Raw genomic sequence first — 26,237 nt, forward strand, 5'->3', positions numbered from 1 at the left:
GATGATGCCTGTAGTCAACAATCATGAGCTTTTCACACCCCTGCTGGTCGAGCCGATGACCGCGCAAAAACCTGTCAGTCGAGCCGATATGAGAGCCAGCGTTGTTCTGCGAGCCAGCGAATTGACCGTGCGCTTTGGTGGCCTGAGCGCGGTCAGCCATTTGAACCTCGAGGTGCGCAGCCATTCGGTGCATGCGCTCATAGGCCCGAACGGCGCCGGCAAGAGCACGGCGGTCAATGCCTTATCGGGATTCGCCGTTCTCGATGCAGGAAATGTCACCATCGGCGACAAGACCTCGGGTCACTGGACCGCCCACGCCATCGCCCAGGCAGGCTTGGCGCGGACTTTCCAGAATATCCGTCTGTTCGGCGAGATGACGGTTCTGGAAACCGTCCTGGTGGGGCGTCATGCGGGTTTCCAGGGCGGGTTGTTCGCGGCCCTGTTCAGGACAAGGTCCGCGGTCGAGTTCGAGCGCAACACAGTGGAAGAGGCCAGGGCGTTGATCCGGTTTGTCGGGTTGCCGCCCAATGTCGAAGGGGTGCCAGCCAATTCATTGCCCTATGGCCATCAACGTCGAGTGGAAATCGCCCGCGCGTTGATCTCCAAGCCCAAGGTGTTGCTCCTGGACGAACCGCTGGCGGGCATGAACGTGTCGGAGAAGGCGGCTCTGAGCGAGTTGATCGACCAGGTCCGGGAAAGCGGGGTGGCGATCCTGCTGATCGAGCACGACATGGACGTCATCCGAAGCCTTGCCAACTTCACGACCGTGCTTTACCAGGGGAAAAAATTGATCAGCGGGACCACCCATGACGTGCTGAGTCATGCAGAAGTCCAGGCTGCCTATCTGGGGAGGGCCAAAGCATGAATCAGCTTCTTGAGGTCAGCAGCCTCTGCGTGGCGTATGGCGGTATCGAAGCGGTGAAGGGCATATCCCTGTCGATAGACAAGGATGAAATCGTGAGCCTGATCGGCAGCAACGGTGCCGGCAAGACCACGACGCTACGGGCCATTTCCGGCCTCTTGCCGTGCAAGAGTGGCAAGGTGAGCTTCCAGGGCAAGGACATCACCACGCTTTCACCTGATGCGCGAGTGCGCATGAGGCTGGCTCATGTGCCCGAGGGGCGTCACGTATTCCCGGGATTGACGATCGAAGAAAATATAAAGCTGGGCAGCTACACCCGCCATGATCGCAAAGCCATTGCCGACGACATCGAGGACATGTACCAGCTGTTCCCGATCCTGAAGGAGCGACGCAAGCAGCAGGCGGGCACCATGTCCGGCGGCGAGCAGCAAATGCTGGCCATTGCCCGGGCGATGATGTCCCGCCCGGAGCTACTGATCTTGGATGAACCGACCATGGGGCTTTCACCGAAAATGATTGAGGTGGTACTCGATACCCTTCGAGAGATTCGCTCGCGGAAAACACCGATCCTGCTCGTCGAACAGAACACAGTGGAAGCCATCCAGATGGCGACTCGCGTGTATGCCCTGCGTGTCGGCGAGATCGTTTCCGTGCTGGCGGGGGAAAGCGTGACCGAGGAAGCCTTGAAAGACTTCTACCTGAGCTAGCGCAGGAGCAGGTCTTTGCGTGCAGCAGCGCACGTTGGGTTTTCCAGCTCAGGTAGAGGCGGGCCGCTGACAGAGGGCCCGTTACCCCTCAATTGTGCTGCACGATCTGGATCAGGTTGCCGCACGTATCGTCGAAGACCGCGAGGGTCACCGGGCCGGCAACTGTCGGCGCTCGGGTGAACTGCACGCCCAAGGTGCTCAGCCGGGCATATTCGGCGTGTACATCCTCGACCCCGAAGAAAGTGAAGGGGATGCCATCGCGTTTCAGTGCCGAGGTGAATGGCTTGGCGGCCGGGTGAGCGTCGGGCTCCAGCAGCAATTCGACGCCGTCGGGGTCGCCGGGGGAGGTCAGCGTCAGCCAGCGATGCTCGCCCATGGCGATGTCGTGCTTGAGCTGAAAACCCAGCACGTCCCGGTAGAAGGCCAGGGCCTTGGCCTGGTCGTCGACGACCACGCTGGTGATCACGATCTTCATGGGGTTCTTCCTCCGTATTTGATGTACCGGTGGCAATAAATACCTGGCAGGAATAATAGCCGGGCAGCCGCGGTGTCCACGCCCTGGAGGGCGACCGGCTGTCCTGTGAGCGAAGCGGGGTACTGACAGCCCGGCAGGCTGCCGGGTTTTCCCGCCGATTCCCGCACGACCCGGCGCCGGGGCTGTAAACTGGCGCCTTTCATCCCCTCGAACAAGAGAGCCCCATGGCCAACCACGATATCGATTTCATTCCCGATCCCGACGCGGATTCCATCTCCTCCGACGTTGCCGGTTTCGCCGGCATCCTGGTCTCCACCCAGATCCCCACCCGCGCCGACGGCAGCCTGGAACTGGGCGACATCACTGCGCAGAGCGAGTGCACCCTGCAGGCGCTCAAGGTGGCCCTGGAAAAGGCCGGCAGCTCAATGGACCGGGTCCTGCACCTGACCATCTACCTCACCGACATGGCCGAGCGCGCCGCGTTCAACGAGGTCTACCAGCGCTTCTTCGCCAAGCCCTGGCCGGTGCGCGCCGCCGTTGGCGTAGCGTCCCTGGCGGTCGAAGGCATGCGCGTGGAAGTCACCGCGATGGCGGCCAAGGGCTGAGTTTGCGGCGTTATCCGGTGGTGCCGCTCGGCGAGTGGGCGCCACCGGGCAGTACACGGGTGCCGGTCAGGCGTTTCGCCGCTACAATGCGCGCCTCGACGAGCCTGACTAAAAAAATATGTCCTTGCCCAAGCATCACCTGGAATTGCTCAGCCCTGCCCGCGATGTCGCCATCGCCCGCGAGGCCATCCTGCATGGCGCCGACGCCGTGTACATCGGCGGCCCGAGCTTCGGCGCGCGCCACAACGCCTGCAACGAAGTGAGCGAAATCGCCGAGCTGGTGGAGTTCGCCCGGCGTTACCACGCGCGGATCTTCACCACCATCAACACCATCCTCCACGACAACGAGCTGGAGCCGGCGCGCAAGCTGATCCACCAGCTGTACGACGCGGGCGTCGATGCGTTGATCGTCCAGGACCTGGGCGTGATGGAGCTGGACATTCCGCCGATCGAGCTGCACGCCAGCACCCAGACCGATATCCGCACCCTGGCCCGGGCCAAGTTCCTCGACCAGGCCGGCTTCTCGCAGCTGGTCCTGGCCCGCGAGCTGAACCTGCAGGAAATCCGCGCCATCGCCGACGAGACCGACGCGGCGATCGAGTTCTTCATCCATGGTGCGCTGTGCGTGGCCTTCTCCGGCCAGTGCAACATCTCCCATGCGCAGACTGGCCGCAGCGCCAACCGTGGCGACTGCTCCCAGGCCTGCCGCCTGCCGTACACCCTCAAGGATGAAAAGGGCGGTGTGATCGCCTACGAGAAGCACCTGCTGTCGATGAAGGACAACAACCAGAGCGCCAACATCCGCGCCCTGGTGGAAGCCGGCGTGCGTTCGTTCAAGATCGAAGGGCGCTACAAGGACATGGGCTATGTGAAGAACATCACTGCCTATTACCGCCAGCGCCTGGACGATGTGCTCGAAGACCGTATCGACCTGGCCCGCGCTTCCAGCGGCCGCACCGCGCACTTCTTCCTGCCCGACCCGGAAAAGACTTTCCACCGCGGCAGCACCGATTATTTCGTCACCGATCGCAAGATCGACATCGGCGCCTTCGACTCGCCGACCTTTACCGGCCTGCCGGTGGGCGTGGTGGAGAAAGTCGCCAAGCGCGACCTGCACGTGGTGACCCATGAGCCGTTGTCCAACGGCGACGGCCTCAACGTGCTGGTCAAGCGCGAAGTGGTGGGTTTTCGCGCCAACATCGCCGAGCCCAAGGGCGAGTTCGAAGAGGACGGCGAAAAGCGCTATCGCTATCGCGTCGAGCCCAACGAGATGCCGGAAGGCCTGTACAAGCTGCGGCCGAACCACCCGCTGAACCGCAACCTCGATCACAACTGGCAGCAGGCCCTGCAGAAGACTTCGTCCGAGCGTCGCGTGGCCCTGAGCTGGGTCGCGCGCCTGCGCGAAGAACAGCTGGAAGTGACCGCGACCAGTGAAGAGGGGATCAGCGCCAGCGTGACCCTGGACGGCCCGTTCGGCGTCGCCAACAAGCCGGAGCAGGCGCTGGAACAACTGCGCGACCTGCTCGGCCAGCTCGGCACCACGCAGTACCACGCCATCGACATCAAGCTCGATGCGCCGCAGGCTTACTTCATCCCCAACTCGCAGCTCAAGGCCTTGCGCCGCGAAGTGATCGAAGCCTTGACCGCCGCGCGGGTTGCCGCTCACCCGCGTGGCAGCCGCAAGGCCGAGACCACGCCGCCACCGGTGTACCCGGAGTCGCACCTGTCGTTCCTGGCCAACGTCTACAACCAGAAGGCCCGCGACTTCTACCATCGCCATGGGGTGAAGCTGATCGATGCGGCCTACGAGGCCCACGAAGAGGCCGGCGAAGTGCCGGTGATGATCACCAAGCACTGCCTGCGTTTCTCCTTCAACCTGTGCCCGAAACAGGCCAAGGGCGTCACCGGCGTGCGCACCAAGGTGGCGCCGATGCAGCTGATTCACGGTGACGAAGTGCTGACCCTGAAGTTCGACTGCAAACCGTGCGAGATGCACATCATCGGCAAGATGAAAGGCCACATCCTCAACATGCCGCAACCGGGCAGCGTGGTCGGCCACATCAGCCCCGAAGACCTGCTCAAGACCATCCCCCGCGCTCCGCACTGAGTGGCGGGCGCGGCGCCTCGGCGTCGCGCTTGCTCACTCGTTCAAGCGCTGGCTATCGTGCATCAACGCCATTGTCGACTGGGTCGGCAATGGCGTTGTTGTTTCTGCGAACTGCCTTAACGCGCTGGATCTTCCTCGGCGCGCAACTGAACACTCATGTCGTCGCAGCTTTGCGACCAGTCTTGCAGCCACTGTGGCAACTCGGGAGAGGTGTCCACGCCCAGCTCGTGGACGAATTCGCCGGGGGCGATGGTGCCTTTGCCCGAGCGGAACAGCCCGCGCATCACCACCACGCCGATCACCCGGCCTTTGCTCACGAAGCGGTGTTCCATAAAGCTCCATTTCTCGTCCCAGCCGAGGATCCGGCTGTGGATCTCGAAGGCTTCGAACAGCTTCAGTTCACGGCGGAACTTGCCCCACACATCGCCAACGATCGGCACCGCCCTGTGGCGCAGGGCCACGCGGTAGGCGCCGCTGCGCAGGACGAAGTCCATGCGCCCGAGGTCGGCCAGGGTGAAGTAGCGGCCGTTGGTGACGTGGCGGTTGAGGTCGAGGTCGAGCGGCCAGACGCGCATGCGCACCACGGTGGTGGCCAGGCCTGCGACCGGCTTGCGCCACGGACGACGAAACAGCATGAGCAGCATGCGGAACCAGAGATTCATGAGTGCACCGATGATGGAAAAGGATGGCTGCACTCTAGGGAAGAAGAATCGGCTAAGGTAGGTGCGCAAATGACATTTTTCATGCGAAAAGCGCAACGGAATCCACTATGCACGTCACCTTGCTCCTGACCGATTACTGTTCCGCCGCCAGCGCCACCCTGGCCCTGGAAGTGCTGAGCGCCGCCAACCTGTTCGCCGACAGCGCCAGCGCGCCGTTCGAGGTGGTGGTCGCCTCGCTGGATGGCGCCGATGTCAGCGCCTGGGGTGGGCAGGTGCTGCGGGTGCAGCGCTCGGTGGCCGAGATCGCCCAGACCGATCTGGTGCTGATCCCCGGTTTTCTCTTCACCCTGAAGGAGGCCTTGCCGGCATTTGCCGGGCATGGGCCCTGGTTGCGGCAACAGCATGCCCGGGGCGCGGTGCTGGCCTCGATGTGCACCGCCACCTTCCTGCTGGCCGAAGCCGGCCTATTGAAGGGCGCTCGCGCCACCACCCACTGGGCCTTCGCCGAGCTGTTCCGGCGGCGTTATGCCGGGGTCAAGCTGGACGAGGGGCAGCTCCTCTGCGAGGACGATCGCCTGATCACCAGCGGCGGCGCGAGCGCGGCCATGGACCTGCTGTTGCATTTGGTGCGGCGTTTCGCCTCCCTGGAGCTGGCGCAGAAGTGCAGCAAGTACTTGCTGATCGACAAGGTGCGCAGCGAGCAGTCGGTCTATGTCATGTGGTCGCTGCCCAAGAGCCACGGCGATGGCGAGATCCTGCGGGTGCAGGACTGGCTGGAGGAACACTTCGACCAGCCGCTGCTGATCGACGACACGGCCCGCCGTTTTGGCTTTGGCGTGAGGAACTTCAAGCGCCGCTTCAAGGAGGCCACCGGCTACACGCCCCTGGCCTATCTGCAGACCCTGCGCCTGGAGAAAGCCAAGGAGCTGCTGGAGTCCACGCGCATGACCCTGGACAGCATCACCTACAAAGTGGGCTACGAAGACAGCAACTCGTTTCGCCGGCTGTTCCAGCAACGGCTCGGCCTGCTGCCGGCGGCGTATCGCAAGAAGTTCCAGGCGGCTGGCTGAGTGCCGATGACCAGCGCCGGCCGGCGCAAAAAAACACGGGCAGGGCAGTGGGCCTGCCTGCCCGCTACCCTGCCCGGGATGCGGCACAACCCTAGAGCGGCTGCCTGTCCCAGCCACCGCCCATGGCCCGGAACAGGTCCACCAGGGCGATCTGGCGCTGGGTGCTGATGCGGATCAGCGTGGACTGATCGTTGAACGCACTGCGCTGGGCGTCGAGGTACCGCAGGTGATCGTCCAGGCCGCTGTCGTAGCGGGCCTTGGCCAGTTCCAGGGTGGCCTGGCTGGTGCGCGCCAGACCCTGGCGCGCCGCCTCCTCGCGGCGCAGGGTGTCGCTGGCGGCAAGGGCGTCGGCCACTTCGCGGAAGGCCTGTTGCAGGGTGCCTTCGTAGGCGGCCACGGCGCTGTCCTTGCGCACCTCGGCCAGGTCCAGGCTGGCCCGGTTGCGCCCGCCGGCGAAGATCGGGATCGACACCGAAGGCAGGAACGACCAGGACCGCGAACCGCCGTCGAACAGCCCGGACATCTCGCTGCTGGAAGTGCCCAGGCTGCCGCTCAGGGTGATGCGCGGAAAGAACGCCGCCCGTGCCGCGCCGATATCGGCATGGCGAGCCTTGAGCCGATGCTCGCTGGCCAGCACGTCCGGACGTCGGGCGAGCAGCTCGGACGGCGCCCCGGGCAGCATGTCCTGCACCAGCAACAGTTCGTCACGTGGTTGGGCGGGCAGCGCGTCCGGGGTGCCCACCAGCAGGGTCAGGGCATTGCGCGCCAGACGCAGCTGGCGGTCGGTGTTTTCCAGCTCGGCCCGGGATTGCTCCACCAGGCCCTGGGCCTCCTGATAATCCAGGGCCGTGGCGGTGCCGATGGTACGCCGCTGGCCGATCAGTTCCAGGGACTGTTCGCGGCTGCGCAGGGTGTCCCGGGTCAGGGCCAGCTGGCGTTGGGCGCCGTCCCAGGTCAGGTAGGCCTGGATCACCTCGGAGATCAGCGCCAGCTGGCTGGCGCGGGTGGCTTCCTCGGTGGCCAGGTATTGCTCCAGGGCGGCGTCCGACAGGTTGCGCACACGGCCGAACAGGTCGATCTCGTACTCCGGCAGGCTCAGCCCCACCTGGTAGGTGCTGGACACCCCGGCCGTCTGGCTGGACGACAGGTCGGCCGGCAGGCGCTGGCGGTTGCCCGAGCCGCTGGCGTTCAACCCCGGCAGGCGGTCGGCGCGCTGGATGCGGTATTGCGCCCGGGCCGCCTCGATATCCAGCAGCGCCTGGCGCAGCGAGCGGTTGTTGGCCAGGGCGCTGTCCACCAGCGCCCGCAGGTCGGGATCGAGGACAAAGGCTTGCCACTGCGGCAGCTCCTTCGGCGTCGCGGCCTGGTCTTCCCAGGTCGCGGCGATCGGCGCCGGCGGACGCTCGTAGCGCGGCGCCAGGGAGCAGCCGGCCAGCAGCAGGGCCAGGGGCAGGGCGGCGTAGATCAGGGGGTTGGATTTCATGCCGGTCATTCCTCGGTCCGCGCGGGTTGCAGGTCATCGTTGCTCGTCGTGGGTTCGCGGCGCAGCAGCGACAGCACCCAAACAAAGAAGATCGGGACGAAGATCACCCCCAGCAGGGTGGCACTGAGCATGCCGCCGATCACCCCGGTGCCGATGGCGCGCTGGCTGGCCGCGCCGGCGCCGGTGGCCAGGGCCAGCGGCACCACGCCGAGGATGAACGCCAGGGAGGTCATGACGATCGGCCGGAAGCGCAGGCGCGCCGCCTTGAGGGCCGCGTCCCGCAGGCTATAGCCCTCGGCCCGGAGGTCCTTGGCGAACTCGACGATCAGGATCGCGTTCTTCGCCGCCAGGCCGATGATGGTGATCAGGCCGACCTTGAAGTACACGTCGTTGGGCATGCCGACGGCGGTCACCGCCAGCACCGAGCCGAGGGCGCCCACCGGCACGATCAACATCACCACCAGGGGAATGGTCCAGCTCTCGTACAGCGCCACCAGCAGCAGGAACACCACCACGAAGGCCAGGGCGAAGAGTTGCAGGGCCTGGCCGCTGGCGATCTTTTCCTGGTACGACAGGCCGGTCCATTCATAGCCGATGCCGGCCGGCAGATGGGCCGCCAGGCGTTCGATCTCGGCCATGGCCTCGCCGGTGCTGACCCCGGGCATGGCGTCGCCGGAGATGCGAATGGTCGGGTAGCCGTTGTAGCGGGCGATCTGCACCGGGCCTTCTTCCCAATGGGTGGAGACAAAGGCACTCAGGGGCACCAGGGCGCCGCTGTTGTTGGGAATGTAGAGCTTGAGCACGCTTTCCGGGGTCATGCGCTGGCTCTGGTCGGCCTGTACCACCACTCGTTGCTGGCGCCCGGCGTTGGCGAAGTCGTTGATCACCGCCGAGCCGAAGGCGGTGGACAGGGCGTTGTTGATCGCATCGAACCCCACCCCCTGGGCCTGGGCCTTGTCCCGGTCGATGTCCAGGCGCAGCTGTGGCGCCTCGGCCAGGCCTTCCATCATCGCGTAGAGGATCTTCGGGTTGTCGTAGGTTTCGCCGAGCAACTGGTCGCGGGCTGCCAGCAGGGCTTCGCGCCCCAGGCCGCCACGGTCCTGCAGGCGCAGGGAGAAACCGCCGGAGTTGCCCATGCCATCGATTGGCGGCGGGCTGACGGCCATCACCGTACCGTCGTCGGGGCTGGCGAAGCGCTGGTTGACCTGGGCGGTTTCCGCCTCGGCCGACTGCTCGGCGCCGCGTTGCGACCAGTCTGTCAGGGTCGGGAAGGCCAGGGCGGCGTTCTCGCCTTGCCCGGAGAAGCTGAACCCCAGCACCAGGAAGGTGTTGGCCACGGCCTCGCGGGAGGCGAGGAACTGCTCCAGCTGCTGGCCGGTGGCCGAGGCGCGCTCGCGGGAGGCGCCCGGTGGCAGTTGCACGTCGACGATCATGTAGCCCTGGTCTTCCACGGGCACGAAGGACTCGGGCAGGCGCAGGTAGACGACGCCCAGCAGCATCACCACGCCCAGGTAGACCAGCATGTAGCGCCCGGCGCGCCGCACCAGGTGGTTGTTCAAGGCGCTGTAGCGCTCGGTCAGGCGGCCGAACAGGCGGTTGAAGGCACCGAAGAAGCCGCGCTTCTCATGGTGCCCCGGGGCCACCGGCTTGAGCAGGGTGGCGCACAGCGCCGGGGTGAAGGTCAGCGCGAGGAACCCGGAGAACAGGATCGACACCGCCAGCGACAGCGAGAACTGCTGGTAGATGACCCCCACCGAGCCGGCCATGAACGCCAGCGGCATGAACACCGCCGACAGCACCAGGGTGATGCCGATGATCGCCCCCGACACCTGGCCCATGGCCTTGACGGTAGCCGCCGCCGGGGACAGGCCTTCCTCGGCCATGATCCGCTCGACGTTCTCCACCACCACAATGGCGTCGTCCACCAGGATGCCGATGGCCAGCACCATGCCGAACATGGTCATCATGTTCACCGAGAAGCCCAGCAGGTACATCACCGTCAGCGTACCGGCCAGGCACACCGGCACCACGATGCTGGGGATCAGGGTGTAGCGCAGGTTCTGCAGGAACAGGAACATCACCAGGAACACCAGGACCATGGCTTCGATCAGGGTGTGGATGACCTTTTCGATGGCCACGTCGACGAAGCGCGAGGTGTCGTAGGGCACGGAGTACTGGACGTTCTCCGGAAAATTCACCGACAGCTCGTGCAAGCGCTCCTTGACCGCGCTGGCGGTCTTGATCGCGTTGGCCCCCGGCGACAGCTGGATGGCCGCGCCCACCGCCGGCTTGCCGTTGAGGCGGGTGGTGAAGTTGTAGTCCTGGCTGCCGACCTGGATCCGCGCCACGTCGCCCAGGGTGACCTTGGAGCCGTCCTGGTTGGCGCGCAGCACGATGCGCGCGAATTCCTCGGGGTTGTCCAGGGTGCCCTTGACCGCCAGGGTGGCGGTCAGCTCCTGGCCGACCGCGCCCGGGGCGCTGCCGAAACTGCCCGCCGGGACCTGCACGTTCTGCGCGCGGATGGCGTTGCCGATGTCCTCGATGGACAGGCCGTAGCCCACCAGGCTCTGCGGGTCGATCCAGACCCGCATGGCCGCTTCCGAGGCGAAGAACTGCAGCTTGCCCACGCCTTCGACCCGGCGGATCTCGTTGTTGACGTTACGCGCGGCGTAGTCGGCCAGCAGGGTGGTGTCCTGCTCCCGGGCGCCTTCCTTGTAGCTCAGGGCGTAGATCATCAGGAAGCCGGCGCTGGTCTGTTCGACCTGGACGCCCTGGCTGAGTACGGCCTGGGGCAGGCGCGCCTCGGCCTTCTTCAGGCGGTTCTGCACCTCCACCTGAGCCATGTCCGGCTGGACGCCCGGCTCGAAGGTGACGACGATTTCGGCGACGCCGTTGGAGTTGCTGGTGGAGTCGAAATACAACAGGCCCTTGGCGCCGTTGAGCTCCTCCTCGATCACGCTGGTGACCGAATCCACCAGCACTTTCGCCGAGGCGCCGGGGTAGGTGGCGGTGATGCTGATCTGCGGCGGCGCCACGCTGGGGTATTGGGCCACTGGCAGGGCGGGGATCACCAGCAGGCCGGCCAGGGAAATGAATAAGGCGACGACCCAGGCGAACTTGGGCCGTTTGATAAAGAACAGAGACATGGTGTGTCCTCGAACGCGGGGCCGGGCTTACTGGCGGGCTGCCTGCTGCTGCGCGGGTTGCGGATCGGGCTGTTGAATGGCGACCTTGTCGCCGGGATTGAGGCCGCTCATGCCGCCGACTATGACCTTGTCGCCGCTTTCCAGGCCCTGGGTGATCTGCCAGCGCTTGTCCTGCATGACGCCGGTCTGCACCGGGCGCTGGGCGACGCTGTCGCTGGCGTCCACCACCAGTACCCGGGCCTGGCCGTCGCTGCCGCGCTGCACCGCACGTTGCGGCACCAACAGGGCCTGGCGGTCGGTGCCCTGGGGCACCTTCACCCGCACGTACATGCCCGGCAGCAGGGTGCTTTCGGGGTTGTCGAAGCGCCCGCGCAGGGACACCTGGCCGGTGCCGCGGTCCACCGAGACGTCGGAGAACAGCAGTTCGCCCTGGCTCTGGAACTCAGTGCCCTCGACCTGGATCGACAGCCGCGACTCCTCGCCGGCGGTCAGGCTGCCTTGCTTGAGCGCTTCGCGCAGGCGCAGGGCCTCGGCCACCGGCTGGGTGAAGTCGGCGTAGATCGGGTCCAGTTGCTGGATGCGCGCCATCAGAGTCACTTCGCCCTGGCCTACCAGGGCGCCCTCGGTGACCAGGGCCCGGCCGATGCGCCCGGAGATCGGCGCGCGGACCGTGGCGTAACCCAGGTTGAGGCGGGCGGTTTCCACATCGGCGCGGGCCGACTGGCGGGCGGCCTGGCTGCTCTGCAGGGCGGAGCGGGCGGTGTCGAGGTCCTGCTGGCTGACCGCTTCGACTTTTGCCAGCTGTTCATAACGCTTGAGTCGGGCCTGGGTCTCGCTCTGTTGCGCCTCGATCCGCGCCAGCTCGCCCTGGGCGCGGGACAGCGCGGCCTTGAGCGGCGCCGGGTCGATCTGGAACAGCAGGTCGCCGGCCTTCACGTCCGCGCCTTCCTCGAAGTGGCGCTGGATCACGATACCGGCCACCCGCGCCCGCACTTCAGCGACCCGCACCGGCTCGATACGGCCAGGCAGTTCGCTGCTCAGGGCCAGGGTCTCGGGGTGGACGGTCAGGGTCTCGACCTGCCTGGGCGCACTCGGTTGCGCTCCGGGCTGCTCGCCATTACCGCAGCCGGCCATGCCCATCAGGGCCACCGCTGCCAAGCTCAATACACGCAATTCGCGCAACGCATTCATGTTTCACCTGAAGGCTGGTTCTGGAAAGGCGCGAATAATATCTTCAAGGATCTTATGAGGCAAATTTGTCTCAAATGATTCTTTCGTGTTAAAAAGTGTCAACTCCCTTGAGCTTGTAGGGATTTTCTGCACAATGCGTGCGTTCTTCCTGCCCAGAATGAGTCTGCCTTTATGTCTTCGCCCGCTTCCGACGAAAAACTCCTCAAGGCGCTGGCCGTGGCCATCGTCGACCATCCGTGGGGGACACTGAAGGAGCTGGCCGAGGCGGCGGGGGTGAGCAAGGCCACCCTGCACCGGTTCTGCGGCACCCGGGACAACCTGATCGAGATGCTGATGAGCCACACCTGCGAGGTGATGAAGCAGATCATCGAGACCGCGGACCTGCACCAGGCCGCGCCGGCGGTGGCCCTGCGCAATCTGATCCAGTTGAATCTGGCGCAGCGCGAGTTGCTGCTGTTCATGGTCTTCCAGTATCGCCCGGACACCATGGCGCCCAACGCCGAGGGCAATCGCTGGCAGCCCTGCATCGACGCCCTGGACGCCTTCTTCCTGCGGGCGCAACAAGAGGGTTACCTGCGCATCGACGTCAGCGCGCCGGTGTTGAGCGATCTGTTCATGACCCTGATCTGCGGCATCGTCGATTCCGAACGCCTGGGGCGCGCTGCTCCAGCAGGATCTGCTTTGGTCATGGAGCAGATGTTCCTGCATGGCGCGGCAACGCCGTCGTCCTGATTCCCGGCGTGTCGCCGGCGCTGCTTGGCGAAACGTCCAGCGGCCAGCACAATCCCCTGCGTCAGAGGCTCGGGCCGGTCAGTGGCTCGAGTCTCATCCTCCACGGGTTTCGCCATGCCGGTACTGCACGACCAACATCATCCCCAGGACCCGGACCGGGTCGACCGGCCGCTGTATGCGCTGCGCATCTCCCTCCAGGCCACGCGCTGGGAGCGGCCCTGGCACAGCCATCGCAAGGCGCAGCTGCTGTTCCCGCTGGCCGGGGTGATCACCTGCGAGACCGACGAAGGTCTGTGGATGGCACCGCCGCAATGCGCGGTGTGGATTCCCGGGGACATGCGGCACAACGTGCGGGGGCTGGAGCGGACCGAGAGTTACTGTCTGTTCGTCGAACCCGAGCAGGTCCGCGGCCTGCCCGGGGCCTGTTGCACCCTGGCGGTTTCGCCGCTGTTGCAGGAACTGCTCAAGCGTTGCGTGGAAGTGCCCGAGCTCTATGATCTCGACGGCCCGCAGGGGCGGCTGATGGCGGTGGCCCTGGATGAACTGGCCGCCGCGCCCCAGGAACAGATCCACCTGCCCATGCCCCGGCACCCGCAGTTGCGCGATATGGCCGCGTCGATCATCGAGCAGCCGGCCGAGCGTCGCAGCCTGGGTGGCTGGGGCGAGCGGATCGGCATGAGCGAACGCAACCTGAGCCGGCTGATCCTGGCCGAGACCGGCTTGAGTTTCGGCCAGTGGCAACGCCAGTTGCACATCCTGCTGGGAATCAAGCGCCTGGCCCGGGGCGAGTCGGTGGAGAGTGTGGCGCTGGGCCTGGGTTATGAAAGCGCCAGTGCCTTTATCCGCATGTTCAAGAAGGCCGTGGGCCAGCCGCCGGCGCGCTTTCTCGCCGAGCGCGGGATGCTGCTGGGCGACCATTCTCCGGTCCGGGACGCCGAATCTTCATTTGGCTGAATCGGTCAATAGCTTGTCCAGGTTGACTGATGCAGACAAGTCTTCCTTTGCAGATGATAGGCATTCTTGTTTGTCTCTTGTCGAGGAAGCCTTATGAACATCGACCATCGTCAGTTTCCCCTGGTCTGGATGCACTACCACGGCGCGGCCAGCCAGACCGATCCTTTCAGCCAGCTCGACCAACTGCTGCAACGCCAGAAGCCCTTTGTGCTGGTGACCGCCGACGCGCCCGGCGAACAACCGCAGCAGGGCGAAGACGCCCAGGCCAGCCTCAAGCAGGCCTCCTTGTGGATGAAGCGCAACAAGGAGGCGATCCGCCGCTGGATCAGGGCCAGCATCGTGATCGCCCCCGACGGCGCGACCCAGGCCCGGGTGGAAGCCTTCGCCGAAACCTACCGCAAGTTCTGGGGCTACCCCTTGCTGCACTGCGCTTCGAAGGCGGCCGCCGTGGCCCTGGTCGACCAGTTGCTGGGCCACAAGCGGATCAATAGCCATAACTGGTAGGTGTTCCCGGCAGACCGCGTCGCGGCCAGCGCGGGCCAGTCGGATCGCCGCCCGCTCGCTCCTACGGCAGGGTGGGCGGCGACCCCGGCTCGTCGAGGTTGTCGATGTGCTTGAAACGTTCCACCAGGAAGTCGATCAGGCTGCGCACCCGCGCCGACAAATGCAGCTGTTGCGGGTAGACCGCATAGACGTCGGCGCGGGTCGGCGTCTGGTCTTCCAGCACCAGGCGCAGGCGGCCGCTGCGCACGTAACGGGCGATGTCCCATTCGGCCCGCAGCAGGATGCCATAACCTTCCAGGGCCCAGTTCAGGGCCACCTCGCCGTCGTTGCAGCCCAGGGCGCCGCGGACCTTGACGTTCTGCGTGCGCCCGCCGTTGGTGAAGCTCCACACCCCGTAGGGCGTCTCGTTCTGGCGCAGGAAGATGCAGTTGTGCTGCTGCAGGTCCGCCAGGCGTTGCGGCACGCCATGCTTTTGCAGGTACAGCGGTGAGGCGCATAACAGGCGGCGGTTGGAGGCGATCTTGCGCGCATGGAAAGCCGCGTCCGGCAGGCTGCCGAAACGGATGCCCAGGTCGAAGCCGTGGGTCGCGAGGTCCAGCGGGTGGTCGCTGATTTCCAGCTGGATTTCCACCTCGGGGTAGCGCGCGAAGAACGCGGCCAGGGCCGGGCCGATGTAACGCCGGCCGAACCCCAGGGAGGCATTGACCCGGATCAGGCCCTTGGGTGTCGCCCGGCTGCTGCCGAGCAACTGCTCGACCTCGTCGATCTGGGTCAGGATGCGCGCCGCGTGGGAGAAATACAGCTCACCTTCAGTGGTCAGGCTCATGGAGCGGGTGGTGCGGTTGACCAGGCGGATACCCAGCCGTGCTTCCAGCGCGGACAGGCGCTTGCTCACCGCCGGTGGGGTGACGCCCAGCTCGCGGGCAGTGGCGGCGAGGCTGCCCTTGTTGGCCAGCAGGTAGAAAAACGACAGGTCGAGGCTCTGGTTCATTGGTAACTCAAAGTTATGTATGTAGTGATTTTGAGTAACTCATGGGGCTTTTCTCACTACATATACTCCGCCCACACCCTGTCTGGACAGCCTTGTCCGACAGGCACAACAAGAAGGCAACGAGAAAGGGGTGGACCATGAGTGCATACACAATTGCCGCGATCCCGGGTGATGGCATCGGTGTGGAAGTGATCGCCGCGGGCGTCGAGGTGTTACAGGCGCTGGCGAAGAAGTCGGCCTTCCAGCTGGACTTCAAACACTTCGACTGGAACTCCGACAACTACCTGAAAAACGGCTACTACATTCCCGAAGGCGGCCTGGCGGAGCTGAAGACCTTCGACGCGATCTTCTTCGGCGCGGTCGGCGCCCTCAACGTGCCGGACCATATTTCCCTGTGGGGCCTGCGCCTGCCGATCTGCCAGGGTTTCGACCAGTACGCCAATGTGCGTCCGGCGCGGGTGCTGCCTGGGGTGAAAAGCCCGTTGCACAACGGCGAGCAGATCGATTGGGTGGTGGTGCGGGAAAACTCCGAGGGCGAGTACTCCGGCAACGGCGGCCGGGTGCACCGCGGCTTGCCTGAAGAGGTGGCGACCGAGGTTTCGGTGTTCACCCGGGCCGGGGTCGAGCGCATTCACCGTTTTGCCTTCGAGCTGGCGCAAAGCCGTCCGCGCAAGCACCTGACCCTGGTCACCAAGTCCAACGCCCAGCGCCATGGCATGGTGCTGTGGGATGAGATCTTCTATGAGGTCGCCCGGGACTTCCCGGACGTCAGGGTCGACAAGGAACTGGTGGACGCGGTGACCACACGCATGGTGCTGAAGCCGGCGACCCTGGACGTGATAGTCGCCACCAACCTGCACGCCGACATCCTCTCCGACCTGGCGGCGGCGCTGTCCGGCAGCCTGGGCATCGCCCCGACCGCCAACCTCAACCCTGCGCGGCGTTTTCCCTCGATGTTCGAGCCGATCCACGGCTCGGCCTTCGACATCACCGGCAAGGGCGTGGCCAACCCGATCGCGACCTTCTGGACGGCGGCGATGATGCTCGAACACCTGGGCGAAGCGGCCGCGGCCAAGCAACTGATGTCGGCCATCGAGGCGGTGACCGAGAGCGGCCTGCATACGCCTGACCTGGGCGGCACGGCCAGCACCCGGCAGGTCACCGACGCGGTGCTCGCCCTGATCAATCGCTGATTCACAGTCGTACTGCGGCACAACGCCAGGGGGCGGGTCGCGATCCGCGCCCCTGGCATTTCCTGACAACAATAAGAATCAGGGCCCTGTGATGAAAAGAATACTTGGCAAACTCTATGTGCAAGTCCTTATCGCCGTGATGCTCGGCGCCCTGGTCGGGGTGCTGCTACCGGAAACCGGCGCCGCGCTGAAACCCTTGGGCGACGCCTTTATCAAGTTGATCAAGATGCTCCTGGCGCCGGTGATCTTCCTCACCGTGGTCACCGGCATCGCCCGCATGGAAAGCATGAAGGAGCTGGGCCGGGTCGGCTTTCGCGCGCTGATCTATTTCGAGGTGGTCTCTACCCTGGCGCTGGTGGTGGGGCTGGTGGTGGTGGATGTGTTCAAGCCCGGCGCCGGCATGAACATCGATGTCGCCAGCCTCGATACGTCCAGCCTGGGCACCTACACCAGCGCCGCCAGGCACGCCTCGTTCATGGACTTCGTGCTCAACATCATTCCCGACACCATCGTCGATGCGTTCGCCAAGGGCAACGTCCTGCAGATCCTGCTGTTTTCCATCCTGCTGGGCATTGCCCTGGCCCAGGTCGGACCGCGGGGCAAGTTCTTCGTCGATGCCCTGGATAGCCTGATGCAGGGCATGTTCCGCATCGTCAACATGGTCATGCGCCTGGCCCCCATCGGCGCGTTCGGCGCCATTGCCTTCACCATCGGCAAATACGGTTTCGGCTCGCTGTTTTCCCTCGGCAAGCTGATGGCCTGCGTCTACCTGACCTGCGTGCTGTTCGTGATCTTCGTGCTGGGGCCGATCTGCCGCTACAGCGGTTTCAGCCTGTGGAAGTTCCTGCGTTTCATCAAGGAGGAGCTGTTCACCGTGCTCGGCACCAGCTCCTCGGAGTCGGTGCTGCCGCAGATGATTTCCAAGATGGAAAAGGCCGGTGTGTCCAAGCCGGTGGCCGGGATGATCATTCCCTCGGGCCTGACCTTCAACCCGGACGGGCAGGCGATCTACTACACCATCGCCGCCATCTTCATCGCCCAGGCGACCAACACGCCGCTGACCCTCACCGATCAGTTGATCGTGCTGGCGGTGCTGATGTTCACCTCCAAGGGCTCGGCGGGGGTCACAGGTTCGGGGTTCATCATTCTGGCGGCGACCCTGGCGTCTCTGGGCACCATTCCGGTGGCGGGCATGGTCCTGCTGTTGGGCGTCGACCGCTTCATGTCGGAAGCGCGGGCGATCACCAACACCATCGGCAACGGGGTCGGCACCCTGGCCATCGCCAAATGGGTGGGGGCACTGGACACGGCGAAGATGCACAAGGCGTTCAATGGCGAAGTGCAAGAGGCGCAGCCGGCGCCTGACAGCACGCCGCCGGCGAAAGGGGCTGGCACCTTGCTGCCCGGCCTGGAGAAGGCCTCTCGGGCCTAGGCAGCCCTGGTCGCCTACAAGGCCTTGCTCATGAAGATCCGGCTGCTGCCCGCGGGTTCGCAAGGGATCTCGCCGAAGCGTTGCCAGCCGTGTTTTTCGTAGAACGACGGCGCCTGGAAGCTCAGGGTGTAGAGCACGGCCGAGCGGCAGCCGCGGCGCCGGCCTTCGTCTTCGCAAGCCTGCAGCAGTCGGGCGCCGAGGCCCGCGCCGCGCAGGCTGTCGGGCAGGTAGAACAGGTCGATGAACAACAGGCCCAGGGAGGTGCGGCCGCTGATGCCGCCCAGTACCTGGCCGGTTTGCGGGTCCTTGAGTTCCACGGCCAGGGGCTGGCGATCGTTGTAGCCGGTCATCTGCTCGTTGAAGGCGGCGAGGCCCTTGCCGAGCAGGGTTTCGAAGGTGCTGTCGATGGTGTTGCTGATAACGATCAAGGGGCTGGCCGTGACGGCGGTTTTCATAGAGGAGATTTCCAGTTCAGGCGTCGCGCAACAGGTCGTGGGCGTCGAGCAGGCGGTAGGCGATTTCCGGGTTCTTCTCCAGGCCGCGGCGGATCGCGGCGGGAATCGACTGGCGGGTCTTGCGACACAGGCCCGGCAGCTCGTCGAGCTGGATGGCGATGCCGCGCATGCTGCGCACTTCGTTGAAGCTGGGGGCGATCTGCACGCGGATGCCCAGCAGTTCGTACATCCGCCGCTGCATGTGTTCGAGGTCGCTCAAGCTTTGCAGGTTCTCCAGCCGCTCGAGCAGGCGCTTTTCCTCCTGGCGGGTCAGGCCGAGGATGCGCAGGTCGGTGCCAGGGGTTTGCAGCAGGCGCTCGCGATCGCAATCGCAGGCACCGGGCGGGCAAGGCTGGCGGATCTGGAAATCGGGCATCTATGGACTCCACTCGAAGCGATCGCGGATCGCCGTTGCCCACGGGGTTGCCTGGAAATATACACAGACGGGGGCAGGCTGTGGCGCGGGATTCGCCAGCCATGCCGCGGATTTTTTCAAGGCTGCCGGCGCCGCCACAGCAGGCGCCCGTAGACCAGGGCGTTGATCAGCAGCACCAGCGCGCCGAGGCCCAGCTGGATCTGCGGCGTCAGCCCGGCCGGGTAGATCAGCGGGATCAGATAGTGTTCGATGAAACCGTCGCCATACCCCTGCTGGCCGGCACCGTGGCGCAGGCGGTTTTCCCACTCGGTCAGCGGGCAGGGCAGGTGGAAGACTTCGACCGCCACCCCCCAGGTCGCGGCGGGCAGGTGCAGCCAGGCCAGGCGCGGCCACTTGAGCACCAGCAGGCCGCCGAAGAGTACGAACAGGATAAAGGCCAGGTGCAGCGATACCAGGGCGTCAGCGGCGAAGCGGTAGAGCATGTCGAGTCTCGTTGCGGTCAGGGGTACAGCAGGGGTTCAGGTTCGCGCGCGGTCGAACCAGCCCAGCGCGGTGCGCCAGATACAGATGCCCAGGAAGTACGCCGACATGGCCAGCCACAAGCCCATCACCCAGGGGCCATTGTAGGGATGGTTGATCACCAGCGATAGGCTGCACAGCAGCCAGATGGCGGTCACTGCGATGTTCACCGGCATGAAGCGGCGCACGCGGAAGGGGTGCAGGAATTTCATCCGGGTCAGGGTCAGCAGCGCCAGGACCACGATGCTCGACAGGCTCAGCCAGGGTGTCGGGGCAAGGATGTACAGCGCCAGCGCCACCACGTTCCAGGCCGCGGGAAAGCCGACGAAATAGTTGTCCTTGCTCTTCATGTTGACGTTGCAGAAGCAGAACAGCGACGACACCAGGATCACCGAGGTCGCCAGCAGCGCGCTGTAGTCCGGCAGCGGGATGTAGCGATAGATGAACAGCGCCGGGATGAACACATAGGTCAGGTAGTCGATCACCAGGTCCAGCACCGAGCCGTCGAAATGCGGCAGCACCGACTGCACATTGACCTTGCGCGCCAGCGAGCCGTCGACCCCATCGACGATCAGCGCCACGCCCAGCCACAGCAGGCAGGCCTTGGGCTGGTTGTCGAACAGCGCCAGGGTGGCGAGAAAGGCCGTGACCACGCCGGTCGCGGTGAAACCATGGGCGCCCCAGGCTTTGAGACTGGCGATGTGTCGGGTCGTTATCACGGGCGTTCTCCAGGAAATGAAACCAGCCGTGCGACGCCCCATTGGAAGAAACGGGGGCTTATCGCCAAACCTGGCCAGATTGCATCTATCGACCGGGCAGGCGGCGATAAGGTTCACCCTTGCCCGTGTCTTTGTCAGGCCGCTCATGGACTTGCCCGCGTGCAGCAGGATGCCAAGCCCGTGGCGACTTATAAGACTGTAGCCACAGTTGGCCGGGACGAGCCTTGGCGAAAGCGAATTCCTTCACGGCGCCGGGGAGGCAGGGTGCCCCCCGGAGCGTTCACTCCCTGTATTGCGTGGCTACATTCCGTTGGCGAAGGGCACGGCGCGGATATCGATGCGCGAGCGCAGGTGCTTCAGCGCGCCGGCGTATTCGGCCAGGACTTCCAGGCTCCAGTCGGCGCGGGCACGCAGGTGGCGTTCTTCAGGCGTGGGCGCGGAATGCGCATTGAATACGCCTTCCACCTGGCGAACGATCAGCTGTTCCGGCAGGTAGCAGATCCGGCAGTTCTTGTAGCTGGAGACGCGCAGCTCGGCGAGCGGGTAGGTGCCGCCCACGCCGGCCGAGACCCCGACCAGCAACGCCGGCTTGTGCCCCAGCTCGGTGTGGCCGGCATACACGAAGAAATTCTTGATGGCCGGGCAGGCCATGCCGTTCCACTCCGGCGTCACCACCACCAGCGCGTCGGCCTGCAGCAAGCTGGCCGAGTACTGGCTCCAGGCGCTGTTCGAGTCCGGGCTTGGCCAGAGCGGCAAGGGCGAGCGCCCGAGGTCGAGCAACGTGACCTGCTCGCAGAGTTTCAGCTGTTGCAGGCGTTGGCCCAGGTAATGGGCGACCTTGGCCGACTGGCTGCCGACTTGGCTGGAGCCGGCGAGCAGCGCGATATGCAGGCTCATTGCACCACCTCCTGCTTGGCTTCGGGACGCGCTGCGGGTTTGGGCGAACGCACCAGCGGCCAGAACAGTTCCTGCTGCCAGCTGATGGGGCGCAAGTCTTCGATGCCATAGGCGATGGGCCGGCGGCGAGTGATTTTCGCGGTGCCGAACAGCACGTCCCAGAAGAACAGCAGATTGCCGAAATTGCCTTTGTAATGGGTCACCCCGTCCTTGGCGTTCAGGCCGTGGTGGGCGGAGTGGGTGGAAGGGGTCGAGATGGTCCGCTCCAGCAGCCACATCAGCGGGCGCAGGGCCGGGATGCGATAGAGCCTGTCGTCCCAGGCGACGCTGCTGTGGGCGGCGAAGATCACCGTCATCTTGACGATCAGGTAGCCGTAGTAGACCGGCGCCAGGCCCAGGTAGATGAGCAGGCCGGAGAGCCAGATGCCCGGCATCAGCAGGTAATAGAAGCTGTTGTTGCGGTAGACGATGCGGATGCTCATGTACGGCGCCGAATGGTGCGCGCGGTGCAGCGCGTAGAGGAACGGCAGGCGGTGGGTCAGGCGATGCCACCAGTACTGGGTCATGTCATCGAGCAACAGGAACAGGGCCGCGCCCGCCACCCAGTGCAGGTCGCCCAGGCTGTTCTTCAGGGACTGCGCGAAGGTGTCGAGCAGCAGGGTGCTGAGGAACATCACCAAGGGGAAGGTGAGGCCCAGCAACAGCGACGAACCGATGATCTCGATCAGCACATCGCGGCGCTGGCCCTTGGGCTGGCGAAAGCAGGTACAGGCGATTTCCAGGAGGATGAAACCGAGGAAAATCCCGGCCACGACCAGGATTGGATTGTTGGCGAGCATTGTTGTATTCATGGCAATCTCGAGTCAGGCCCGACATGGGCATTGCCCGAACAATAAGAAACCAAGAGCCGCCCGGACCCTATGCGCGAACTGGACAAAAACACTGGCGAAGAGGCCAATCAACCGGTCCGCCGTTTTCACCGGGGCCAGCTCGGCCGGGTGCTGGAGCGGGTCCTGCAGCGCCAGACCCGCGGCGACCGCCAGGATTACAACCTGCTGGAACTGGAACAGTTGTGGCGCCTGGCGGCGGAGCGCGACCCGGCCATCGGCCTGCACCTGTTCGGCGAATTCACCCCCCAGGACCTGCACGTACTGGCCTACATCTGCCTGTACTGCCCGGACGTGCGCGGCGCCATGCAATGCTGGGCCGACTACGCCGCGCTGGCCTCGGACATGGACAGCCTGAAGCTGGTCAGCGACGGCGAGCTGCTCGGCGTCGAACTGTGCATCGACGCGCCCGCCGGGCTGACCCGCTACGTGGTGGAGCATTACTGCGTCATGGCCCTGACCCAGATGCGGCAAAGCACCGGGCAACCCGTGCAACCGGTACGCGCCTGCTTCAGCCATCCGCGCCCGGCGTACCACGCGCAATACCGCCAGTGGTTCGGCGACAACCTCGAATTCGACTGCCTGCACAACTGCCTGTACTACGACCAGGCCACCCTGCGCCTGCCGCTGCTGACGCGTCACGCCGGCATGCAGGCGTTGTTGCGCAGCGAGCTGGACCGCCGCCTGGCCCAGCGCCTGCAACTGGCCGGCTGGACCGGCAAGGTCGCGGCCAGCATGCGCGACAGCCTGGCCCGTGGCGTGGTGCCGAGCCTGGAGAACCAGGCCGAGGCGCTGTACCAGAGCCCGCGCACCTTGCGTCGGCGCCTGGAGGAGCAGGGCATGACCTTTCGCCAGTTGCTCGATCAGGTCCGCGCCGAGCTGGAGCAACAGCTGGAGTTTCTCGGCGAGAGCCGCGTCCAGGTGGCGGCCCAGCTGGGTTACGGTGACCTCGCGGCGTACCTGCATGCGCGCAAGCGCTGGAAGCGCGACTGAATCCATCAGGCTCGCGGCATCACCGCAGGTGTTGCGCGGATTCCTTAAAGGAATCCACTCTATAAAAAACATGAATTTTATTTATCGAAATCGAGCCTGTAGCGTGGCCCCGTCCCTGACCGATGGAGCGCCCCGATGTCCACCCCGCAGCCGCTGTCTCCCGCCGAACGCTACTGGCAGCGCAACCTCGCGGTGTGCGCCCTGGGGGCGTTCACCACCATTGTCGCGATGACCCTGCTGCTGCCGTTCCTGCCGTTGTACGTCGAGCAACTGGGGGGCAGCGACCCGGCGGCCATCGTCCAGTGGTCCGGCGTGGCGTTTGGTGCGACCTTCCTGTCGGCGGCGATCACCGCGCCCTTGTGGGGCCGCCTGGGTGACCGCTATGGGCGCAAGCTGATGCTGATCCGCGCCAGCCTCGGCATGGCCGTGGCCATGTCGCTGATCGGCCTGGCGGAGAACGTCTGGCAACTGGTGCTGTTGCGCCTGCTGGCGGGCTTGCTCGGCGGCTATGCCTCGGGGGCGACCATCCTGGTCGCCACGCAAACCCCCAAGGCGCGCTCCGGCTGGGCCCTGGGCGTGCTGTCTTCGGGGATCATGGCCGGCAGCCTGGCCGGGCCATTGGTGGGTGGTCTGCTGCCGCCGCTGATCGGCATCCGCAATACCTTCTTCATCGCCGGCGCGGCGATCTTCGTGACCTTCCTGGCCACCACCTTTCTGCTGAAGGAGGCGCCGCGCGAGCCGCGCCCGGCCACGCAAAAGGGCCAGGCGCCGGACAACTCCTGGGCATCGGTGCAGGACAAAAGGCCGGTGCTGAGCATGTTCGCTGTGGCCTGCCTGCTGATGTTCGCGACCATGTCCATCGAGCCGATCATCACCGTGTACCTGCAGGAACTGCGGGCGGAAAACGTCACCCTGATGGCGGGGCTGGTGATGTCCGCCGCGGCCCTGGGCAGCATTATTTCCGCGTCGCAGTTGGGCAAACTGGCCGACCGTATCGGCCACTGGCGGGTGCTGACTGTGTGCCTGGCCGCCGCGGCCCTGCTGCTGATTCCCCAGGCGCTGGTCAGCGCGCCCTGGCAACTGGTGCTGCTGCGCTTTCTCATGGGCCTGGCCCTGGGCGGCCTGTTGCCCTGCATCTCCAGCATCATTCGCCATTCGGTGCCGGAAAACATCGCCGGGCGGATGCTCGGCTACTCGACCTCCAGCCAGTACGTCGGGCAGGTGCTCGGCCCCCTGGCCGGGGGCTTTCTCGGCGGGCACTTCGGCATGCGCACGGTGTTTGTCGGCACCTGTGGCGTCATGACCCTGTGCGCTCTTGTCACCTGGTGGTTCGGCTCGATGAAACCTGCCGTGGCGGTGGCAGGCGAAGCCGGTTAGACCGGGCCGGCGCCACGCCGCGCACTGCGCTCGACCATGGCGACGATGCTGTCGAACAGTTCGTCGCGGGCCTGCTCACGGCTGATTTCTCCGGTGGCCGCGGCATGGGACAGCGCCTCGGCCGCCCCGAGCATCGCCCGTAGGCCAGCCGTTGCTATGGTCCCGGGCGCCGCGAAGGGGGCGAGGGCGGCGCGGCATTTTTCCAGGAAGATCAGCTCGTACTCCTCCTTGATCCGCGCCAGTTCCGGCGAACTGGCCAGCGCGGCGATCACCCCGGGGATCTCGCGGCCTTGGGTCAACACACAATCGACGTAAGAGCCGGCGATGACCGCCGCGCGGCTGGCCAGGGTCGCTTCGCTGCGGTCCAGGGCGGCGTCCATCAGCAATGTCTGGCGGGCATCGAAGTCCTGGTACAGCGCCGCCAGCAATCCTGCGCGGGTGACGAAATGGTCATAGACCACCGGCTTGGTCACCCCGGCCTGTTCGGCGAGGCGGCCCAGGGTCAGGGCTTCGGTGCCTTCCGCGCCGATCAATTGCCAGGCCACTTCCAGCAACTGTTGCAGGCGCTCTTCGCGGGACAGGCGGCGACGGGGGGGTGAAGCCTCGGAGGGGGTGCTTGACATGCTTATATACCAAAAGTAACTTACTGTTCGTAACTTACCAAAAGTATATAGGGCCTGGTTGCCGCCCTCAATCCAATTTGCCTCTATCGGCAGGAGTCTTCGCCATGCATGCGCTTATCGTTGTCGCCCACCATGATCCCCGCTCCCTCAGCCACAGCCTGGCGGCCCAGGTCGCCGAGGGGCTGGGGCCGTCCCACTCGTTCGAGATCGCCGACCTGTTCGCCGAGGCGTTCGACCCACGCTTCAACGTCGCCGACCACGCGGTCCATCGCCGGCAGGAACAGCCCCCGGCCGACGTGCTGGCCGAGCAGGCGCGCATCGACCGCGCCGATGCGCTGGTGCTGGTCTATCCGGTGTACTGGTGGTCGATGCCGGCGCTGCTCAAGGGCTGGATCGACCGGGTGTTCGCCAACGGCTGGGCATTCGATTTCAACCTCGAAGCCAATCGCTTTGAGAAGAAACTCGGGCATCTGCGGGTGCATCTGCTCGGCGTCGGTGGGGCCGATGCCGGCACCTACGAGCGCCACGGCTACGAGGCGGCGATGAAGACCCAGATCGACCATGGGATCTTCGACTACTGCGGGGCGCGGGTGCTGACCTCGGAGCTGCTGCTGGAATCGGAAAGCCAGGATCCGGCGCTGCATCTGCGCACGGCCCGGGCCATCGGTCGCGATCTGTTCAGTCGCGCCAGCGCCGCCGCGGCGGTTCAGGCGGGATGAGGGGATAAGGCTCCGCGACGTCCCGGTCGCGGAGCGCAGGACGGCTTTGGCCGTCAGTGCCCGGCGGGCTGCGCCTGTTGAGTGAGGATCGCCCTGGCCAGTTCTTCATCGCTGGCGTTGAGGCCTGGGTTTTCCTGGCGGATTTTCTGCAGCACCGACTCCAGGTAGACGCCACGGATGGCGCCACCGCTGGCGACGAAGCTGGAGGCGTCGTCTCGGGCGGGAATCACTATCTTGTCGTCCTTGAAGGTCGAGTACAGCGAGGCGGAAACCCCTGCGGAGGTGGCGACATCACCCGCATCGACACGGGCCATGGCTGAACCTGCGGGCAGACAGAGCAACAACGAAGAAACGAGTAATAGGCGGCGCATGAGGGCGTCCTCCGACAGCGTGAAGCAAAAAGGAAGTACTACACAATCTAGGATGCGCGACGCAGCCCAGGAGTTCCCCGGGCGCTCGCGGTGGCCGCTGGCCGGGTGTTTTGCATGGGGTAGCCAGCAGCCCCCGGCATTGCGCCGG

27 protein-coding genes are annotated in these 26,237 nt (G+C 65.3%); 13 read left to right on the forward strand and 14 right to left on the reverse strand.

The window, feature by feature from the left end:
* Window position 1: 1 nt before the first annotated feature.
* Together AC3RCP_RS12385 and AC3RCP_RS12390 are read left to right on the forward strand one after the other, a co-directional pair.
* Window positions 2-865 (forward strand): ABC transporter ATP-binding protein, encoded by an 864-nt coding sequence (locus AC3RCP_RS12385; protein ID WP_256584104.1) that lies wholly within the window; start codon window positions 2-4, stop codon window positions 863-865.
* Window positions 862-1,569 carry an ABC transporter ATP-binding protein gene (locus AC3RCP_RS12390; protein ID WP_087088157.1) on the forward strand — a complete coding sequence of 236 codons (708 nt, stop codon included), beginning with the start codon at window positions 862-864 and terminating at the stop codon, window positions 1,567-1,569. The genes AC3RCP_RS12385 and AC3RCP_RS12390 overlap by 4 nt, the downstream gene beginning before the upstream one ends.
* 88 nt (window positions 1,570-1,657) lie before the next feature.
* Here AC3RCP_RS12390 and AC3RCP_RS12395 read toward each other — a convergent pair whose 3' ends face one another.
* A complete protein-coding gene (locus tag AC3RCP_RS12395; RefSeq protein ID WP_007924943.1) occupies window positions 1,658-2,044 on the reverse strand; it encodes a VOC family protein in 387 nt (128 codons plus the stop codon).
* Between the two features lie 224 nt (window positions 2,045-2,268).
* On the opposite strand from AC3RCP_RS12395, the gene AC3RCP_RS12400 reads away from it, so the two are divergent.
* Both AC3RCP_RS12400 and AC3RCP_RS12405 read left to right on the forward strand, forming a co-directional pair.
* Window positions 2,269-2,649, forward strand: coding sequence for a RidA family protein (locus AC3RCP_RS12400; protein WP_009043240.1), 381 nt, complete (start codon window positions 2,269-2,271; stop codon window positions 2,647-2,649).
* 118 nt (window positions 2,650-2,767) lie between these two features.
* Entirely contained in the window at window positions 2,768-4,756 is a 1,989-nt protein-coding gene (locus AC3RCP_RS12405) for a peptidase U32 family protein (RefSeq protein WP_101337498.1), read from the forward strand.
* Between the two features lie 116 nt (window positions 4,757-4,872).
* Here AC3RCP_RS12405 and AC3RCP_RS12410 read toward each other — a convergent pair whose 3' ends face one another.
* Window positions 4,873-5,418 carry a thioesterase family protein gene (locus tag AC3RCP_RS12410; protein ID WP_492571575.1) on the reverse strand — a complete coding sequence of 182 codons (546 nt, stop codon included), beginning with the start codon at window positions 5,416-5,418 and terminating at the stop codon, window positions 4,873-4,875.
* A gap of 107 nt (window positions 5,419-5,525) precedes the next feature.
* Between AC3RCP_RS12410 and AC3RCP_RS12415 the strand changes: the two genes are divergently transcribed.
* On the forward strand, window positions 5,526-6,488 hold the full coding sequence (locus AC3RCP_RS12415) for a GlxA family transcriptional regulator (RefSeq protein WP_492571576.1): 963 nt from the start codon (window positions 5,526-5,528) through the stop codon (window positions 6,486-6,488).
* A gap of 91 nt (window positions 6,489-6,579) precedes the next feature.
* Here the strand turns inward: AC3RCP_RS12415 and AC3RCP_RS12420 are convergent, their stop codons facing one another.
* Genes AC3RCP_RS12420 through AC3RCP_RS12430 form a run of 3 tightly spaced genes read right to left on the reverse strand, consistent with a single transcriptional unit; the run spans window position 6,580 to window position 12,308 of the window.
* Complete coding sequence (locus AC3RCP_RS12420) at window positions 6,580-7,971, reverse strand: efflux transporter outer membrane subunit (protein ID WP_101337500.1); 1,392 nt, start codon at window positions 7,969-7,971, stop codon at window positions 6,580-6,582.
* 5 nt (window positions 7,972-7,976) lie between these two features.
* Window positions 7,977-11,117 (reverse strand): multidrug efflux RND transporter permease subunit, encoded by a 3,141-nt coding sequence (locus tag AC3RCP_RS12425; protein WP_101337501.1) that lies wholly within the window; start codon window positions 11,115-11,117, stop codon window positions 7,977-7,979.
* Window positions 11,118-11,144: 27 nt separating this feature from the next.
* Entirely contained in the window at window positions 11,145-12,308 is a 1,164-nt protein-coding gene (locus AC3RCP_RS12430) for an efflux RND transporter periplasmic adaptor subunit (RefSeq protein WP_492571577.1), read from the reverse strand.
* A gap of 171 nt (window positions 12,309-12,479) precedes the next feature.
* On the opposite strand from AC3RCP_RS12430, the gene AC3RCP_RS12435 reads away from it, so the two are divergent.
* The 3 genes from AC3RCP_RS12435 to AC3RCP_RS12445 all read left to right on the forward strand — a co-directional run bounded on the left by AC3RCP_RS12435 (window position 12,480) and on the right by AC3RCP_RS12445 (window position 14,498).
* Window positions 12,480-13,040 carry a TetR/AcrR family transcriptional regulator gene (locus AC3RCP_RS12435; RefSeq protein WP_492571578.1) on the forward strand — a complete coding sequence of 187 codons (561 nt, stop codon included), beginning with the start codon at window positions 12,480-12,482 and terminating at the stop codon, window positions 13,038-13,040.
* A gap of 114 nt (window positions 13,041-13,154) precedes the next feature.
* The gene (locus AC3RCP_RS12440) at window positions 13,155-13,994 is read left to right on the forward strand and encodes an AraC family transcriptional regulator (RefSeq protein ID WP_102680605.1); all 840 of its coding nucleotides are present in this window, start codon (window positions 13,155-13,157) and stop codon (window positions 13,992-13,994) included.
* A gap of 93 nt (window positions 13,995-14,087) precedes the next feature.
* Window positions 14,088-14,498 (forward strand): hypothetical protein, encoded by a 411-nt coding sequence (locus AC3RCP_RS12445; RefSeq protein ID WP_492571579.1) that lies wholly within the window; start codon window positions 14,088-14,090, stop codon window positions 14,496-14,498.
* Between the two features lie 61 nt (window positions 14,499-14,559).
* Here AC3RCP_RS12445 and AC3RCP_RS12450 read toward each other — a convergent pair whose 3' ends face one another.
* Window positions 14,560-15,489 (reverse strand): LysR family transcriptional regulator, encoded by a 930-nt coding sequence (locus AC3RCP_RS12450; protein WP_102680607.1) that lies wholly within the window; start codon window positions 15,487-15,489, stop codon window positions 14,560-14,562.
* Between the two features lie 137 nt (window positions 15,490-15,626).
* Between AC3RCP_RS12450 and AC3RCP_RS12455 the strand changes: the two genes are divergently transcribed.
* Both AC3RCP_RS12455 and AC3RCP_RS12460 read left to right on the forward strand, forming a co-directional pair.
* Window positions 15,627-16,682, forward strand: coding sequence for a tartrate dehydrogenase (locus AC3RCP_RS12455; protein ID WP_007924955.1), 1,056 nt, complete (start codon window positions 15,627-15,629; stop codon window positions 16,680-16,682).
* A gap of 91 nt (window positions 16,683-16,773) precedes the next feature.
* Entirely contained in the window at window positions 16,774-18,114 is a 1,341-nt protein-coding gene (locus tag AC3RCP_RS12460) for a dicarboxylate/amino acid:cation symporter (protein ID WP_101337508.1), read from the forward strand.
* Window positions 18,115-18,128: 14 nt separating this feature from the next.
* Here the strand turns inward: AC3RCP_RS12460 and AC3RCP_RS12465 are convergent, their stop codons facing one another.
* The 6 genes from AC3RCP_RS12465 to AC3RCP_RS12490 form a co-directional block, all read right to left on the reverse strand.
* The gene (locus AC3RCP_RS12465; protein ID WP_492571580.1) at window positions 18,129-18,569 is read right to left on the reverse strand and encodes a GNAT family N-acetyltransferase; all 441 of its coding nucleotides are present in this window, start codon (window positions 18,567-18,569) and stop codon (window positions 18,129-18,131) included.
* Between the two features lie 16 nt (window positions 18,570-18,585).
* A complete protein-coding gene (locus tag AC3RCP_RS12470) occupies window positions 18,586-18,984 on the reverse strand; it encodes a hypothetical protein (protein ID WP_124321289.1) in 399 nt (132 codons plus the stop codon).
* Between the two features lie 116 nt (window positions 18,985-19,100).
* Window positions 19,101-19,466, reverse strand: a complete 366-nt coding sequence (locus AC3RCP_RS12475) for a DUF2784 domain-containing protein (RefSeq protein WP_009043256.1) — start codon at window positions 19,464-19,466, stop codon at window positions 19,101-19,103.
* A gap of 36 nt (window positions 19,467-19,502) precedes the next feature.
* A complete protein-coding gene (gene pcsA / locus AC3RCP_RS12480) occupies window positions 19,503-20,222 on the reverse strand; it encodes a phosphatidylcholine synthase (protein WP_007924962.1) in 720 nt (239 codons plus the stop codon).
* A gap of 300 nt (window positions 20,223-20,522) precedes the next feature.
* A complete protein-coding gene (locus AC3RCP_RS12485; protein WP_101337510.1) occupies window positions 20,523-21,119 on the reverse strand; it encodes an NADPH-dependent FMN reductase in 597 nt (198 codons plus the stop codon).
* Window positions 21,116-21,970: a sterol desaturase family protein gene (locus AC3RCP_RS12490; protein WP_492571581.1), complete on the reverse strand. Its 855-nt coding sequence runs from the start codon at window positions 21,968-21,970 to the stop codon at window positions 21,116-21,118. The genes AC3RCP_RS12485 and AC3RCP_RS12490 overlap by 4 nt, the downstream gene beginning before the upstream one ends.
* Before the next feature lie 69 nt (window positions 21,971-22,039).
* On the opposite strand from AC3RCP_RS12490, the gene AC3RCP_RS12495 reads away from it, so the two are divergent.
* Both AC3RCP_RS12495 and AC3RCP_RS12500 read left to right on the forward strand, forming a co-directional pair.
* Window positions 22,040-22,999, forward strand: coding sequence for an AraC family transcriptional regulator ligand-binding domain-containing protein (locus tag AC3RCP_RS12495; protein ID WP_492571582.1), 960 nt, complete (start codon window positions 22,040-22,042; stop codon window positions 22,997-22,999).
* Window positions 23,000-23,134: 135 nt separating this feature from the next.
* Window positions 23,135-24,376 carry an MFS transporter gene (locus AC3RCP_RS12500; protein WP_492571583.1) on the forward strand — a complete coding sequence of 414 codons (1,242 nt, stop codon included), beginning with the start codon at window positions 23,135-23,137 and terminating at the stop codon, window positions 24,374-24,376.
* Here AC3RCP_RS12500 and AC3RCP_RS12505 read toward each other — a convergent pair.
* Window positions 24,373-24,999, reverse strand: coding sequence for a TetR/AcrR family transcriptional regulator (locus AC3RCP_RS12505; protein ID WP_009043262.1), 627 nt, complete (start codon window positions 24,997-24,999; stop codon window positions 24,373-24,375). The two genes, AC3RCP_RS12500 and AC3RCP_RS12505, sit on opposite strands and share 4 nt — an antisense overlap.
* Window positions 25,000-25,103: 104 nt before the next feature.
* Here AC3RCP_RS12505 and AC3RCP_RS12510 point away from each other — a divergent pair, with 104 nt between their 5' ends.
* Window positions 25,104-25,718: an NAD(P)H-dependent oxidoreductase gene (locus AC3RCP_RS12510; protein ID WP_492571584.1), complete on the forward strand. Its 615-nt coding sequence runs from the start codon at window positions 25,104-25,106 to the stop codon at window positions 25,716-25,718.
* A gap of 53 nt (window positions 25,719-25,771) precedes the next feature.
* On the opposite strand, the gene AC3RCP_RS12515 is transcribed toward AC3RCP_RS12510, so the two are convergent.
* Window positions 25,772-26,089, reverse strand: a complete 318-nt coding sequence (locus AC3RCP_RS12515; protein ID WP_492571585.1) for a DUF2388 domain-containing protein — start codon at window positions 26,087-26,089, stop codon at window positions 25,772-25,774.
* Window positions 26,090-26,237: the final 148 nt, after the last annotated feature.

It is taken from the genome of Pseudomonas sp. GW822-FHT05A08 (assembly GCF_058800485.1).